Raw genomic sequence first — 14,170 nt, 5'->3', positions numbered from 1 at the left:
AGCATACAACCTGGTCAGACGGCGAGTGCTCTGCCAGCCTTATCTCACATCTATTCCAAGTTAAACAGGTAAACGCAGACGAATAGATAAGGACCTCGTGCAAAGTCGAGACCACCCCGAGGCGTGCGAAGTCCCGCTGAAGCAGTAGCAATCTCAACAGAGCAGTAAGGACCGGACTGTTCACATTTCTTGAGTTTTAAGATCGGTTGGCAACGTTGCGCAGAAGTTTCATTGATTCGCTCACAAACGAGCGTTTAGAGATCACCCAGAATGCCTAAAACTCGTAGCATTTACTTGCTGTTCACTGTCTTGACCTGGGCACTCATTCGCGACTTTCACCTACGTCCATTAACCTTGGAGGCAGGGCATTTTGCCGCCTTTCATCACAAAGGAGAAGTTGTGACCTCTGAACTGACCAATAGCCTCGGCGCATTTACCCGAGCCGTGGCTGGCCGCACTCCGGAATCATCGACACCGATGGAGCTTTGGACAGGCCTCTCTGCCAACATCGTTGACCTGATTGCCGACAAGTGGGAAAAGTCTGCAAAGCACGCCGCCACCGGCCGCCAACAGCACTACTTCTCGGCCGAGTTCCTCATGGGCCGTGCGCTGCTTAACAACCTGACCAACCTTGGTCTCGTCGATGAAGCTGCTGCCGCTGTTAAGGCTCACGGTGGGAACCTGTCCGATGTTCTCGAGGCCGAGCACGACGCTGCTCTCGGTAACGGCGGCCTTGGTCGCCTCGCCGCCTGCTTCCTTGATTCTTGCGCCACCCTGGACCTTCCGGTGACGGGTTACGGCATCCTTTACCGCTACGGCCTGTTCAAACAGCAGTTCTCGGATGGTTTCCAGGTTGAGCATCCGGACCCGTGGATGGAGGAGGGCTACCCCTTCGTTATCCGCCGCGAAGAAGAGGCACGCTACGTCAAGTTTGACGACATGGACGTGAGGGCTATTCCTTACGACATGCCGATCACCGGTTACGGCACCGACAATGTTGGCACCCTCCGTCTGTGGAAGTCGGAGCCCATGGAGGAGTTCGACTACGACGCCTTCAACTCGCAGCGTTTCACCGAGGCCATTGTTGAGCGTGAGCACGTTGCCGACCTGTGCCGCGTTCTCTACCCGAACGACACCACGTACGAAGGCAAGATCCTTCGTGTCCGACAGCAGTACTTCTTCGTTTCCGCTTCGCTCCAGGCGATGGTCGACAACTACGTGGAGAAGCACGGCACTGACTTCAGCAAGTTTGCTGAGTTCAACTGCATTCAGCTCAACGACACCCACCCGGTGCTCGCCATCCCCGACCTCATGCGCATCCTCCTCGACGACCACGGCCTGACCTGGGAGGACGCCTGGGACATTACCCAGAAGACCTTCGCTTACACCAACCACACCACCCTCGCTGAGGCTCTGGAGACCTGGGAGTACTCAATCTTCCAGCAGCTGTTCGGCCGCGTTCTCGAGATCATTGCCGAGATTGACCGCCGCTTCCGTAACGACCTGGCAGGCCGTGGCATCTCCGAAGATCGGATCCACTACCTGGCACCGATCTCCGACGGTCGTATCCATATGGCTTGGATCGCCTGCTATGCCTCGTTCTCGATCAACGGCGTTGCCGCGATCCACACGAACATCCTGAAGAAGGACACGCTGAACGACTGGTACCAGCTGTGGCCCGAGAAGTTCAACAACAAGACAAACGGCGTAACCCCACGACGCTGGCTCAACCACGTCAACCCGCGTCTCGCACGCCTCCTGGATGCTCAAGTTGGTTCCGATGCCTGGGTCTCCGACCTGGATCTACTCAAGCCGCTTGCCAAGAAGGCAACGCAGAAGAAGGTCCGCAAGGAGCTCATCAAGATCAAGCAGGCCAACAAGAAGGACTTCGCTGACTGGATTGAGAAGCGCCAGGGCATCACGATCAACCCGGATGCTGTCTTCGATGTTCAGATCAAGCGCCTGCACGAGTACAAGCGTCAGCTCCTCAACGCCTTCTATGTTCTCGACCGCTACTTCCAGATCAAGGACAACCCCACGCTTGACGTGGTTCCGTCCGTTGCAATCTTTGGTGCGAAGGCAGCCCCCGGCTACTACCGTGCCAAGGGCATCATCAAGCTGATCAACACGATCGCTGAGCTTGTGAACAACGACCCCGAGATTGGCGACAAGCTCAAGGTTGTATTCATCGAGAACTACAACGTCACCCCCGCCGAGAAGGTCATCCCCGCCGCAGATATCTCCGAGCAGATCTCCACGGCCGGCAAGGAAGCTTCCGGCACGGGCAACATGAAGTTCATGATGAATGGCGCGCTGACCCTCGGCACCCTCGACGGCGCGAACGTTGAGATCGTTGACGCAGTTGGCGAAGAGAATGCCTACATTTTCGGAGCGAAGGAAGAGGAGCTGCCCAGCATCATGGCCTCCTATGATACCTACGCGACGATGGAGGCAACGAAGGGCCTCAGCCGCGTTATCAACGCACTCACTGACGGCACCCTTGACGACAACGGTTCCGGCATGTTTGCCGACATCCGTCGTTCGCTCCTCGGATCCGGCCCCGGCGGCTCCGACATCTACTACGTCATCGGTGACTTCGCTTCCTACCGTGAGGCACGCGATCGTGCTCTCGAGGACACCCGGGATGAGATGGAGTGGGCACGCAAGGTGTGGATCAACATCACCGCCTCCGGACGCTTCTCCTCCGACCGCACCATCCGCGACTACGCGCGCGAGGTCTGGAAGATCGAACCGGTCAAATAACAACCTAAGTCGCTGATTTCATCAGCTAACAAGTGTGGCGCCTCGAAAACGGGGCGCCACCTTTTTGTCATTTTTCGGCAGGAGTTCAGTCGTCAATATCAACTTCGATGAAGAAGATATCGACCTGATCGTCTGAGGGTGAGGAGATGTCTACGCCTTGTCCGTCGCGGATGATGGTTCCGGAGATTGTGTCGCTTCCTCCGCCGCTCGTGCCCGGAGCCATGGCGCTACTGAATGAAACTTCGATCGAACCTTCATTGATTTCTTCAACGGTGATCGTCATGTCGGTGAGGCTCCGGTCGATCTTGATCTCGGATCCTTCCGTGACCTGATAGGTCTCCGTTCCTTCCTCGGTGGTCTCGACCGTCTCCCATCCAACAAACTGGGATGTCGTGATTGTTACTTCCGCGCTCTTCTCCTCACCTTCACCGCAGGCAGCCGCGCCAAGCAGGATGATCGGGAAGATGGCTAATGCTGTGCGTTTCATAGTTCTACCTTTGTGTCAGATTCTCGCGTAGGCGGTCGCCTTAGTTCATTCGGTGATCTCGACGGTGATCGTGTAATTCATGCCAGCATCTAACGTCGCCGTCGCTAGCTCTGTCGCACGACCTTCGGTGATAGTTGGCGCCCAAACATTCATATTCATGTTGATGCGACCGTCATTCCTCGGAGAAAGAGGAGCATCGAATAGGAGTGTTACCGAGTCCTCGTCAATCTCTTCGACGGTCACTGTTTCGGGGCCACCAAACGTAGGATCAAGTTCGAAGGTATCCCCCGCAGCAACAGTGTGGGTCACGACTTTTACCTGCGGCTCATAGTCTGGGGACCAACCGCTCCAGTCCGACATTTCGACGGTGACCTCAGCGGCGGGTTCGGGATCTCCACCGCAGGCAGCCAGAAACCCTAGGGGAAGAAGCATTGTGGCTAAGGCTCGGGTTTTCATGATCACGGTTCCTGATTCCTGTCAGTGGCTCTCGAAGGTGAGCCGGTAATTGGTGCCAGCGTCTTCGCTGTCTGTTTCGTAGGTGACTGTTTGCCCATCGGTCACCGTGAGAGTCGGATTTTCGCCGTCAATGGATGGCCCGCGATACCAGCCGATCAGGGTCACCGTGATCTCGTCGTCGGTGATCTCGTCTACGGTCAAGATTTCGACGCCGCGCTCCGAAACCACGGTCTCTCCCGGAACAACTTCGTAACTGGTGACCGTTGGCGGGTGCGTGGTTCCCTTCGTCCAGTTCGTAGATTGAATGGTGAGCACGCCCTGTGACGACGACGTCACGGTCTCGCTGGTGTTGACCGGAGGTTCCTCATCATTGGTGGAGCATGCGGCAGCGCTGAGGGCTAGTCCGGCCGCAGCGAGTGTGCTCATTATCCGTTTCATGCGCCCAGCATAAACAGCTGAGCCTCGCCATAGCAGGCCGAAAGGCGGGGAGTGGTGACCACCCCGGGTGTTGGAGAGAACACCCCTACCTCGCTAACTATGTTCCCTATTCTTCGATCTCATAGGTGAGGTCGTAGTCGACACCAGCATCAGCGCTTGCCGTACTGAAACCAACCGTCTCGCCGTTGCTCAGAGTGAACTCAGGACCATCTTCCATCCCATCGCCAGCAAAGTACGCACCGCTGACACGGACCGTGACCTCTTCGTCCGTGACCTCCAGGATCTCCAGTGTTTCAGTTCCGAACATCGATTCTATTCTGTAGGTTTCACCTTCGATCATCTCGAACTCCGTGACGTCGGTGGCAAGTGAATCGTTCTTGACCCAGTCGGTCGACTCGAGAATGAGAGTGCCTTGAGGGACGGCTTCTTCGGTCGTCGTTGGTGCGGGAGTTCCTTCTGATCCGCAGGCGGCCGCGCCACCAAGGAGTGCGGTTCCTAGAACAAGTGCTGTAGTTAGGCGTTTCATGCCAGCATCGTAAACAGGACAGTTTCTGTAGTAACACCGGGAAGGTGGGGACCGCTCCACGACGCTAGTGCTTCCGGATGGGATGAAAGAATGACGGCTGGGCCTTTGCTCAGCAAATCAATGCGGGCTGCCCTCATGAAACCTGCTTCCATGATGCTCACGGTGCCCGTCACCCGCCTGTTCCTGGCTGGTAGGAGCAGCTGACGAATACCCTCAACTACTGACTTTGACCGAATACAGCGAGGGCACTGAGTTTCACCGATAACTCCACATTATTTATCGGGCACCTATCCCCCACTCGGGTCATTTTTCCGTTCGCAGGAGCTTCGGCCACGGCGTAGGCTGGCAGGGACGAAACGAGAGGAAACTATGTCCGCTATTACCCTTGACCCTGTCCGCACTTCGCTTGCCGTGACCGGAACTGTCTTCGCGCACTATGCAATGCCGGACTTCGTGAAGTCGAAGTTTCTGCGCTTTATCGGCAAGACGGCCGTGAACTCTGCACTTGTCGCCTGGACGGCTTCCCATAGCAGTGAGGAGCTTGGCCAAGCGGGCGAGCAACTCCAGGAGTTCCTTGATTCGGCTGATGCTGAGACGCTTAAGTCAACGGCGGGTATCGCAGCTGGCGCCACGCTCGGCACAACGGTCATTGCTGTTGCTGGAGAAAAGTGGCTCTACCGCCGTGCTGAGAAGAAGCGTGCCGAAGGTAAGCACCTAGCACACACGAAGCAGGCCCTTGTCCTCGCTGTCCTCACCGGTGCCGTTACCTATGCCGCGGAGATGGTTGACGCCTGAGAGTTGGGCACTTGCTCCAATAGAGCTTTGTTGAATATGCGCGGAGGGCGACAGTTTTGAACTGTCGCCCTCCGGAGCTTTTAATTCGGGATGGTCCCGAACTGTGTGTTACTTGATGCGGGTGCCGACGGAGCCGAGCTGCTGGCAGGCCTCGACGATGCGGTCAGCCATGGCCTTCTCTGCGGCCTTGCCCCACGAGCGGGGATCGTACTGCTTCTTGTTGCCGACGTCGCCGTCGATCTTGAGGACGCCGTCGTAGTTCTTCAGCATCCAGTCAGCGACCGGGCGGGTGAAGGCGTACTGGGTGTCGGTGTCGATGTTCATCTTGATGACGCCATGCTTAACAGCGGTGGCAATCTCTTCCTCGGAGGAGCCGGAGCCACCGTGGAAGACGAGGTCGAACGGCGATTCCTTGCCGTACTTGTCGCCAACAGCCTTCTGGATCTCGCCAAGAAGCTCGGGGCGGAGCTTCACGAAGCCCGGCTTGTAGACGCCGTGGACGTTACCGAAGGTAAGGGCCGTGAGGTAACGGCCGTTCTCGCCAAGGCCGAGGGCCTCAATCGTTGCAATGCCGTCCTCGGCGGTGGTGTAGAGCTTCTCGTTGATTTCGCCAACGACGCCGTCTTCTTCGCCGCCGACAACGCCGATCTCGATCTCGAGGATGGTGTTGGCCTTCTGCGAGAGCTCGAGAAGCTCCTTGGCGATCTCGAGGTTCTCGTTGAGCTCAACAGCGGAGCCGTCCCACATGTGGGACTGGAAGGAGGGAAGCTGGCCGTTCTTGACCTGCTCGGCCTCAATCTCGAGGAGGGGGCGTACCCAGGAGTCGATGTTCTCCTTGGCACAGTGGTCGGTGTGGAGTGCGACGGTGACGTCGTAGTTCTTGGCTACTTCCTTGGCGTATGCGGCCATGGCGAGCGAACCCGCGACGCGGTCCTTGCGGGTGGAGCCCGACCAGTACTCTGCGCCGCCTACGGAAACCTGGATGATGCCGTCAGACTCAGCCTCGGCGAAGCCCTGGAGTGCTGCGGTCAGTGTCTGAGAGGAGGTGACGTTGATGGCCGGGTAGGCGAAGCCGCCCTTTTTGGCCCGGTCGATCATCTCGTTGTAAACCTCGGGGGTTGCGATAGCCACGGTGGAAATCTCCTTCGATAGTCGGCGTAATCCACTCGTCATTCTCTCACGATCGACGAGGGTTCGGTAGGCCAGGTGGCCCAGGTCTTACTGTTTTAGGGCGAAAAGCTGAACTTTATGAGTGATCACACACTCGGGGTGAACGCTGCCGTTCACCTGCGGTTTACTCGCCGCGGGGCTGACGCTCCGCCCACTCGCCAAGCGTGACCTTGGGGCCCGTGTAGAACGGGGTGTCCACGCGGACGTGGAGACGAGCTTCCGTGTAGCGGAAGTCCCTCATGAGGTCGACGATCCGGTCGAGCTGGTCGGCTTCAAGGGCAACGATCCACTCGTAGTCGTTAAGCCCGAACGAAGCAATCGTGGAGGCAACAACGTCCTTGTAGGGTGCGCCGGTCATTCCGTGGTCGCGGAGGATCCGGCTACGCTCGGACTCTTCGAGCAGGTACCACTCGTAGGAACGTACGAACGGGTACACGCACAGGTACTGCGGGGCTTCGGGCTGGAGAAGGAACCCGGGCAGGTGGCGCTTGTTGAATTCGGCGGGGCGGTGCAGGCCGGTCACGGACCATACGGGAGTGATCGGCAGGTCGGAGTTGAGGAGCGCGTGGTAGGCCGCCTGAACTCCTTCGATGGACTCGGCGTGCCACCAGACCATGAGGTCAGCATCGGCGCGGAGGCCAGCCACGTCGTAGTAGCCGCGCACGACGACGCCAGTCTCAGCAATTGCTGCCTCGGCGTCGGCAACGATCTTCTCCCGCTCGTCCGGCGAGATCTCGCCCGTCGTGGCGAAGACCGACCACATGGTGTAAATCTTCGAGCTGTTGATGAGTTCTACTGTCTGGTCATCGGGCTGCTTCATTGATGCTCCTAGATTGCTGGGAATTCGGGGCTCTTCGGGCCTGCCCAGCAGCAGGTCTCCGAGCAGAAGGTTTCGCCGGGGTTCTCAAGAAGGTCGGCTAGCTGGGAAATAAAGTCGGGGTCAACGCCAACGGTGTCTGCGCGCACAAAGCCCATGCCGAGCTCCTCGGCCTTTGCCTTTGCTTCCGTGTCAAGGTCGTAGAGGACTTCCATGTGGTCAGAAATAAAGCCAATGGGGGCCAGGACAACGTTCGTCACGCCCTGCTCATGGAGTTCCTCGAGGTGGTCGCAAATGTCGGGCTCCAGCCACGGGGTGCGGGGGCTACCGGAACGGGAGCAGTACGCCATGTCCCATTCGCTCACGCCAAGTTCAGTGGCAACCCTGCCAGCGAGTGCGTGGTGCTGCTTTTCGTAGGTCAGTTCATGGTCGGTTCCCGATGCTTCGTCCATTGCGGTCGGGATCGAGTGGGTAACGAAGATCAGACGCGAACCTTCGGCGGCCTTTGATAGACCTTCGGATACTGCGGTCAGTGTTGCTTTGAAGAATCCCTCGGTGCCCCAGAACGGGCGGACCTTGCGGATCGTCAGGTCGGGAAGGTCAAGTTCTCCCATCCAGCGAGCAATGTCCTCGCGGTACTGCCGGCATGACGAATACGACTGGTACGCGGAGGTGGCGAGGGCGAGGATGTCGCGCGCACCATCGTCATAAAGGGCCTTGATGACGTCGTTGCCGTAGGGCTCCCAGTTGCGGTTACCGATCGCTACCGGGGTGTTGTTGCCGCGCCTGGCCAGTTCGTCCCGCAGGTGTTCAACAAGTTCATCGTTCAGTTCGTTGATCGGGGACTTCCCGCCAAACATGTAGTAGTGCTCACCCACCTGCTCCAGCCGTTCATCTGGGATTCCCTTGCCCTTGGTTGCGTTCCTCAGGAATGGAACAACATCTTCCGGCTTGTTCGGGCCCCCGTACGAGAGCACGAGATAGGCATCAGGCATGTGGTTGGTCCTTTCGGGGGCACGTCAGTGCCTGTTCGGTGGGTTCTGGCAGATCAATTCCAAATACTAGTTCAGCGGCCCGATGAAACTCTTCGCCCCGGCCTTCCTTCGCGGCCTTCTGGGCAGAAACCGTCGGATGGTAGGCAACTGCCGCCGCGAAGCGTTGCAGGGCGCGGATAGCGTGCTCGGCAGGAATATCTCCGCTCGCGGGAAGTTGGCGAAGTTCCTTCTCCAGTTCGGCCGCAAAAGCATTGCGCACGGCAACAACCAGCGGGTCCATCGTGCGACCGAGAAGATCCGAGTCGAGCTTCGCGAGGCCTTCGGCGATGATGTTCTGAGCATTCTCAACGTCGCCGCTAGCGGCTGCCGGTACGTGCTTGCGCACGGTCTCAAGATCGATGAGGGTGACGTCCTCGATCTGCGTCACCTCGGACTCAACATCCTTGGAACGGGCAAGGTCAACGAGGGTAAGGGGGCCGCGAGTCCGCTTTGCATCACGAACCATGTCGGCAGTGAGCACCGGAGATCCTGTGCCGCGGCATAGAACAATAACGTCAGGCCAGTCCAGGTCGAGAGACGGCGAGTAGTCAATTCCGTGATCGGCGGCGAACTGTTTGGCCCTGCCGGACTGCGACCAGACTCGGACATTGTCAGCACGGCGTTCCCGCAGCGCCGCAACGGTCGCTCCGGCGTAGGCGCCGGTGCCGACGAGGAGGACCTTGATTCCGGCCCAGTCGGTTGCGGGAACGGTGGGTCCACCGGTTTCTTCCCACTCGTATTGGCCGCGTTCGCAGGCAACCGCCCCCGCCATATCCAAAGCCACGGCGACAATAGAACGTCCGGTGCGGGAGAAGTCCGTCTTGACGGCGACCTCGCGAGAGGTGCGGAGTGCACCCTGGATGGTCTGCTCGAGAAGAGGGGAGGTGGTGCCTTCCTTGCGGGCTGAGGCAAGCGCCTGGCGTACCTGGCCGACGATCTCGCGTTCGCCAACGACCATGGAGTCAAGACCGGAGGCGACTTCGTAGAGGTGGCGGGCAGCGTCGAGACCCGAAAAGACTGAAATGCTGTGGTCGATTCCGAGTAGCTCCGCGACATCTCGTGCGGCAGTTTCATCGGCTTCGAGGTAGACCTCGTACCGGTTGCACGTGGAAAGGACCACGGCACCCGACACGCCCTCACGTTCCAGGATCTCCTGTTTTACCAGTGCACCGCGCTGTGCAAGACCCTCAACGTCGGAAATGTCGGAATCGTGGTGATTCGCTGTTAGGACCACAAAACTCACCCTTCGATTGTGTACCTAACTGGAAAAAAGGTCTACTTAGCCGGACAATAGAGACGTGTCCCTCTTAGTCGATGCAGCCCGAGGTATTCGAGGCGAGCGTGTCCCCGTTTGGTTTATGCGTCAGGCGGGAAGGTCCCTTCCTGAGTACCGCGCGCTACGCGAAGGTACAACGATGCTGGAGGCCTGCCTGCGGCCGGAGATGGCGGCGGAGATCACAATGCAACCGGTACGCCGCCACGGCGTGGACGGTGCCGTGTTTTTCTCCGACATCGTTACTCCCCTCAAGGTTGCCGGTATTGATGTCGACATCAAGCCCGGCGTGGGCCCCGTGTTCGGCACATCCATCTCTTCCAAGGCCGACATCGACAATCTCGTCTCCCACAGGCTTGAGGACTCTCAGGAGATCCGGGACGCGGTCAAGATCTGTGTTGACGAGCTCGACGTTCCCGTCCTCGGCTTCGGTGGCGCCCCCTTCACCCTCGCGGCCTACCTCGTTGAAGGTAAGCCCTCCCGCGATCACCTGGCGGCCCGCGCACTCATGTACTCCGACCCGGAATCCTGGGACCGCCTCATGGCGTGGGCCGCCGACATCACCGGCCGGTTCCTGGAGATCCAAATCGAGGCCGGTGCCTCCGTCGTTCAGCTCTTTGACTCCTGGGCGGGCTCCCTGTCGCTGAAGACCTACGAAGAGAAGGTCCTCCCCTACTCGACGAGGGCACTCTCCTACGCAACGGTGCCCACCATTCACTTTGGTACGGGCACAAGCACGTTGCTGGGGCAGATGGCATCGATCTGCGATGTTCTCGGAGTCGACTACCGTGTCCCGCTCGACTCGGTTGCAAAGCGGATCCCGGGAAAGCCCCTTCAGGGCAATATCGATCCGGCTCTTCTTGCGGCCCCGTGGTCGGTTCTCGAAAAGCACATCGATGAGGTCATAGAAGCAGGCAAGGCGGCGCCCGCACATATCCTCAACCTCGGCCACGGCGTTCCCCCGACAACCGATCCCGAGGTCCTGACGAGGATTGTGTCCTACGTTAAGGGCGAGCTGTGATTGTCATCGTCGGAGGCGGCCTTGCCGGCCTCGTCGCAGCCCACGCTCTTGCCACCGCGGGCAAAGAAGTCACCCTCCTGGAGGCACGGAGCAAGCTCGGCGGTCTCGTCGCCTCCGAGGAAATTGGTGGAGTCCGCTTCGACATTGGAGCTGAGTCTTACGCCCGCCGGGCCACCGAGGTTACCGACTACCTGCGCGGCCTCGGACTTGAAACGGTCCTCCCCGCGGGCCGGTCCTGGATCTGGAACGGCTCCCCCATCCAGATCCCCGCAAACACGTCCCTCGGTATCCCAGCCGACCCGTCCTCCGACGAGATCGCCGCAATCATCGCCGACACCGAACGGATCAAGGAAGACCTGGTCTTAGATCCCTCCATCGGTGCAGAAGCAACGACCCTCGCCGAGCTCGTAGAGGCTCGCATGGGAACCGAGCTGCTCGAGAAGCTCGTTCGCCCCATTGCCGGAGCCATCTACTCCACCGACCCGGCCAACCTGTCGATCAACCCAAAGCTGAAGGCAGACTTCCTCGAAACGGGAAGTCTGGCAAAAGCAGTTGCGAAGGGCCTGTCGGGCCCGGCAATTGCCTCTGTCGATGGTGGCATGTTCCGCCTCGTTGACGCTCTCGCCGAACAGGCTGAGGAAGCGGGTGCCGAGCTCGTGACGGGTGCACGCGTCAACTCACTTGACCTCACCGAGAGCGGCGCCTCCGTCACCGCGGAGATCGACGGCACCTCGATTGCTATCGATGCTGAGCACATCATCCTGGCCACCGATATTCGGTCCTCCCAGTTCCTTCTGGAACAGGTCATGGACCTGGAGCCGTTCGAGATCCCGCAGGGCAAGCCGACGACGCACGTCAGCTTTGTTTTGGACGCTCCTGAGCTTGATGAGGCAACGAGGGGCTCGGGCCTTCTCTGCGTTCAGGGCACCTCTCGCGCTAAGGCGCTTACCCACCTGTCTTCCAAGTGGCCGTGGCTACGAGGGGTCACGGACTTCCATGCAATCCGTGTTTCCTATGCCCTGAACGAGGACCTCTCGACGGAGCAGGCACTCCAGGACGCTAACCAGCTTCTAGGAACCCAGATCGACCCGGAAGCGATCGTCGGGGCCCGCGTGGTCCGCTGGGGAGATGCTCTGACTCCGTCAACACCTGCCCTACGAAGCTGGGCCGAGGCCATCACCCCGCCCAAGCAGATCACCGTGACGGGCGCGTGGCGGGCAGGCACCGGCATAGCCGCCGTTATCCCCCACGCCCTCGCCTCGGCGCAGTCGCTTATCGCCTAGGGAAACACCCTGGGGTAAACACTTAACGCCCGTGGCCGGCAACGGTGTTTCGGATCGTGTCCACGTCGGCTCCGGAGCTCAGGAGTACGTGAAGCAGGACGCGGAGCTTACGGCCGGTAAGGAAGCCCCCGGGGATGATGCCGCGTTCGATGAGGTCCTCTTCGGAACCCGGATAACCGTAGGAATGCTCCAGCGTTGTTCCACTTCCCGTTCGCGTCACCATCGCAACAAGGAGACCGTCCTTCATGAGCTGCTCGCACGCATCGGCAGCAGCCTCCGATAGATGGCCGACACCCGAAGCCTCGATAACGAGGGCGCGGGGATTATTCGAGGCAATGGCAGTCACCCACATTCCATCATCCGCCCACGGGGACTGGACGATTGGGATGTGCAGTGGGTCCGCGGAAGGCACGGGTAGCGGATCAAACATTCTCGCTGGCTTCAGCATCAGTCGTAGCTTGCGTTCCGCGATCCTGCCCACCGGCCCCCACCCGGGCGACCGGAAAGTCCACACTCCGGTCGAGTGTGTTTTCGACACGAGCCTGGCGAGGTGAACGGTATCGTCCAGGACAACCAGCACCCCCAGGCCTCGTGCTTCTTCGGAAGAAGCAGCAACAACAGCGGATAGTAGGTTTGCTGGACCGTCAGCTCCCGGGAGGTTGGGGCTCCTCATGGCTCCCGTGACAACGAGCGGCTCCTCACGATCCCACAGCAGGTCAAGGAAGTATGCCGTTTCCTCAAGAGTGTCCGTGCCGTGGGTGAGAACCACCCCCACCGCCCCATCATCAACGGCCCTACGAGCAAACGCCAGAGCGTCGAGAACATGGGATGGGACGATCGCGGGGGACGCAACATTCGCGATCGAATGGGCCCGAATATCGGCAATATTGGTGAGTTCAGGAACCGCAGCAACAAGGTCCTCAGCGTCAAGCTCCGGCTTCACTGCGCCGGTACCAACTGCGGACATGGCTATCGTGCCTCCGAGAGCCCCGACAGCAACAACAGCTTTCTTCGACATGATCAGAATCCTCCCAGGATAATTGCAACGGCGGAAACGAATAAGAGACCAACAAGCTGGGACGGCCGTTGGAACTTGTTTGCCAACTTGAGGTCCGAGTCAGGAACGACCGGGATTGTCGTGGCTAGGGCAGCGACGGGGCCACCCGTAAGGAAATACTGCATAACCGCGGTCGGACCCGCGGCAGCGGCTGCCGCCGCCAACGGATTCACATCTCCCGTTGCCATCACAATAGAGAGCATAGGCAGGATGATGTCCGCAGAGGCCGAGTTTGACTGCGTGAGAAGCCCTGCCACTGCCGAGACGAGGATCAGCGTGATGATCGGGGCCGTGTCGATAAGCGGTTCGAACCAGTCACCGAGGAGATCGGCAATGCCGATAGCACCGATAACAGCGGACATGTAAAGGAAACCAATCGTGGCGATAAGCGGGACTGCAACGCGCTGAACAGATTCAAGCATGGAACGCTCTGTGTCCATTGGATTGGTCCGCGCCATGAGCATGACGATGACGGACACAATGAAGCCAACTACAAAGACCGGGTATCCCATGGCAAAACCAACAACGAGAATGAGGAAGGGGAGCAGCACCCACCAGGTTGCTGGCTCTTCATCCTTGCGTTGGAAATCCTTGAGTGCCTCCTTGAGCTCAGCTGGCGAGTGCTTCGCCCTGTCCTTGACATCCCCTCTCATCCGAAGGAACGAGACCAAGAAGATTGCGAGTGCCGTTCCAAGGCCGATCGCATTAATCCAGCCGAACGTAATGCCGGTCGTTGCGATGACTGCGAGAAGTGTTGGATGGGTAAATCCCGCGAAGTTACCGAGATGCCCGGCGTGTGCGTGAGTACCCGCTGACTTGTTCGGATCAACCCCCAGCTTGACCGAGGCGGGTCCCGTGACAACCGCGGTGATCGCCGGTTGCGTGAAACCGGCGAAGGCACCAATTAGACCTGCGGCAATACCACCGGACGTGGCGACTCCCGGAGGTAGACAGTGGTAGCAGACATGGGCTCCGGGCCCGCTCAGACGCAGGCCGGCTACGCACACGCGCAGATCCGCAAGGCGATTATCAACGGAGAGTTCACGTCCG

Annotated in this window: 14 protein-coding genes; 4 read left to right on the top strand and 10 right to left on the bottom strand. The window is 59.3% G+C overall.

The features are described 5' to 3' along the window. The first annotated feature begins 399 nt into the window (after positions 1-399). Positions 400-2,763, top strand: a complete 2,364-nt coding sequence (locus tag ACTHUY_RS07385; protein ID WP_441678288.1) for a glycogen/starch/alpha-glucan phosphorylase — start codon at positions 400-402, stop codon at positions 2,761-2,763. An 85-nt stretch (positions 2,764-2,848) separates the two neighbouring features. On the opposite strand, the gene ACTHUY_RS07380 is transcribed toward ACTHUY_RS07385, so the two are convergent. The 4 genes from ACTHUY_RS07380 to ACTHUY_RS07365 all read right to left on the bottom strand — a co-directional run bounded on the left by ACTHUY_RS07380 (position 2,849) and on the right by ACTHUY_RS07365 (position 4,670). Then, the gene (locus tag ACTHUY_RS07380) at positions 2,849-3,250 is read right to left on the bottom strand and encodes a hypothetical protein (protein ID WP_441678286.1); all 402 of its coding nucleotides are present in this window, start codon (positions 3,248-3,250) and stop codon (positions 2,849-2,851) included. Positions 3,251-3,295: 45 nt separating this feature from the next. Beyond that, positions 3,296-3,706, bottom strand: a complete 411-nt coding sequence (locus ACTHUY_RS07375; protein WP_441678284.1) for a hypothetical protein — start codon at positions 3,704-3,706, stop codon at positions 3,296-3,298. A 21-nt stretch (positions 3,707-3,727) separates the two neighbouring features. After that, a complete protein-coding gene (locus ACTHUY_RS07370; RefSeq protein WP_441655533.1) occupies positions 3,728-4,144 on the bottom strand; it encodes a hypothetical protein in 417 nt (138 codons plus the stop codon). A 106-nt stretch (positions 4,145-4,250) separates the two neighbouring features. After that, the gene (locus ACTHUY_RS07365) at positions 4,251-4,670 is read right to left on the bottom strand and encodes a hypothetical protein (RefSeq protein ID WP_441678283.1); all 420 of its coding nucleotides are present in this window, start codon (positions 4,668-4,670) and stop codon (positions 4,251-4,253) included. 369 nt (positions 4,671-5,039) lie between these two features. On the opposite strand from ACTHUY_RS07365, the gene ACTHUY_RS07360 reads away from it, so the two are divergent. Further along, positions 5,040-5,465, top strand: coding sequence for a hypothetical protein (locus tag ACTHUY_RS07360; RefSeq protein ID WP_441655531.1), 426 nt, complete (start codon positions 5,040-5,042; stop codon positions 5,463-5,465). A 108-nt stretch (positions 5,466-5,573) separates the two neighbouring features. On the opposite strand, the gene fbaA is transcribed toward ACTHUY_RS07360, so the two are convergent. The 4 genes from fbaA to ACTHUY_RS07340 all read right to left on the bottom strand — a co-directional run bounded on the left by fbaA (position 5,574) and on the right by ACTHUY_RS07340 (position 9,729). Further along, positions 5,574-6,596: a class II fructose-bisphosphate aldolase gene (gene fbaA / locus ACTHUY_RS07355; RefSeq protein ID WP_441675248.1), complete on the bottom strand. Its 1,023-nt coding sequence runs from the start codon at positions 6,594-6,596 to the stop codon at positions 5,574-5,576. Between the two features lie 163 nt (positions 6,597-6,759). Beyond that, positions 6,760-7,455 (bottom strand): hydrogen peroxide-dependent heme synthase, encoded by a 696-nt coding sequence (gene hemQ, locus ACTHUY_RS07350; RefSeq protein WP_126704107.1) that lies wholly within the window; start codon positions 7,453-7,455, stop codon positions 6,760-6,762. An 8-nt stretch (positions 7,456-7,463) separates the two neighbouring features. Then, a complete protein-coding gene (gene hemH / locus ACTHUY_RS07345; RefSeq protein ID WP_441655529.1) occupies positions 7,464-8,447 on the bottom strand; it encodes a ferrochelatase in 984 nt (327 codons plus the stop codon). Then, complete coding sequence (locus ACTHUY_RS07340) at positions 8,440-9,729, bottom strand: glutamyl-tRNA reductase (protein WP_441655528.1); 1,290 nt, start codon at positions 9,727-9,729, stop codon at positions 8,440-8,442. The genes hemH and ACTHUY_RS07340 overlap by 8 nt, the downstream gene beginning before the upstream one ends. Positions 9,730-9,784: 55 nt before the next feature. Between ACTHUY_RS07340 and hemE the strand changes: the two genes are divergently transcribed. Next, entirely contained in the window at positions 9,785-10,780 is a 996-nt protein-coding gene (gene hemE / locus ACTHUY_RS07335) for a uroporphyrinogen decarboxylase (protein ID WP_441655527.1), read from the top strand. Then, positions 10,777-12,063, top strand: a complete 1,287-nt coding sequence (locus ACTHUY_RS07330; RefSeq protein WP_441678281.1) for a protoporphyrinogen/coproporphyrinogen oxidase — start codon at positions 10,777-10,779, stop codon at positions 12,061-12,063. The genes hemE and ACTHUY_RS07330 overlap by 4 nt, the downstream gene beginning before the upstream one ends. A 22-nt stretch (positions 12,064-12,085) precedes the next feature. Here ACTHUY_RS07330 and ACTHUY_RS07325 read toward each other — a convergent pair whose 3' ends face one another. Together ACTHUY_RS07325 and ACTHUY_RS07320 are read right to left on the bottom strand one after the other, a co-directional pair. Then, positions 12,086-13,081, bottom strand: coding sequence for an asparaginase (locus ACTHUY_RS07325; RefSeq protein WP_441678279.1), 996 nt, complete (start codon positions 13,079-13,081; stop codon positions 12,086-12,088). A 2-nt stretch (positions 13,082-13,083) separates the two neighbouring features. Then, on the bottom strand, positions 13,084-14,170 hold a 1,087-nt coding region (locus ACTHUY_RS07320), incomplete at its 5' end, for a hypothetical protein (protein WP_441678277.1).

Origin of the sequence: Flaviflexus sp., assembly GCF_052087705.1 — a bacterium.
Classification (GTDB): Bacteria; Actinomycetota; Actinomycetes; order Actinomycetales; family Actinomycetaceae; genus Flaviflexus; species Flaviflexus ciconiae.
This window is presented reverse-complemented; position numbering and strand designations above follow the sequence as displayed.

Bases quoted from the DNA above. Each gene is read 5' to 3' on its own strand.
- ACTHUY_RS07380 (WP_441678286.1), bottom strand. From the start codon at position 3,250: ATGAAACGCACAGCATTAGCCATCTTCCCGATCATCCTGCTTGGCGCG.
- ACTHUY_RS07375 (WP_441678284.1), bottom strand. From the start codon at position 3,706: ATGAAAACCCGAGCCTTAGCCACAATGCTTCTTCCCCTAGGGTTTCTG.
- ACTHUY_RS07370 (WP_441655533.1), bottom strand. From the start codon at position 4,144: ATGAAACGGATAATGAGCACACTCGCTGCGGCCGGACTAGCCCTCAGC.
- ACTHUY_RS07365 (WP_441678283.1), bottom strand. From the start codon at position 4,670: ATGAAACGCCTAACTACAGCACTTGTTCTAGGAACCGCACTCCTTGGT.
- ACTHUY_RS07360 (WP_441655531.1), top strand. From the start codon at position 5,040: ATGTCCGCTATTACCCTTGACCCTGTCCGCACTTCGCTTGCCGTGACC.
- hemQ (WP_126704107.1), bottom strand. From the start codon at position 7,455: ATGAAGCAGCCCGATGACCAGACAGTAGAACTCATCAACAGCTCGAAG.
- hemH (WP_441655529.1), bottom strand. From the start codon at position 8,447: ATGCCTGATGCCTATCTCGTGCTCTCGTACGGGGGCCCGAACAAGCCG.
- ACTHUY_RS07325 (WP_441678279.1), bottom strand. From the start codon at position 13,081: ATGTCGAAGAAAGCTGTTGTTGCTGTCGGGGCTCTCGGAGGCACGATA.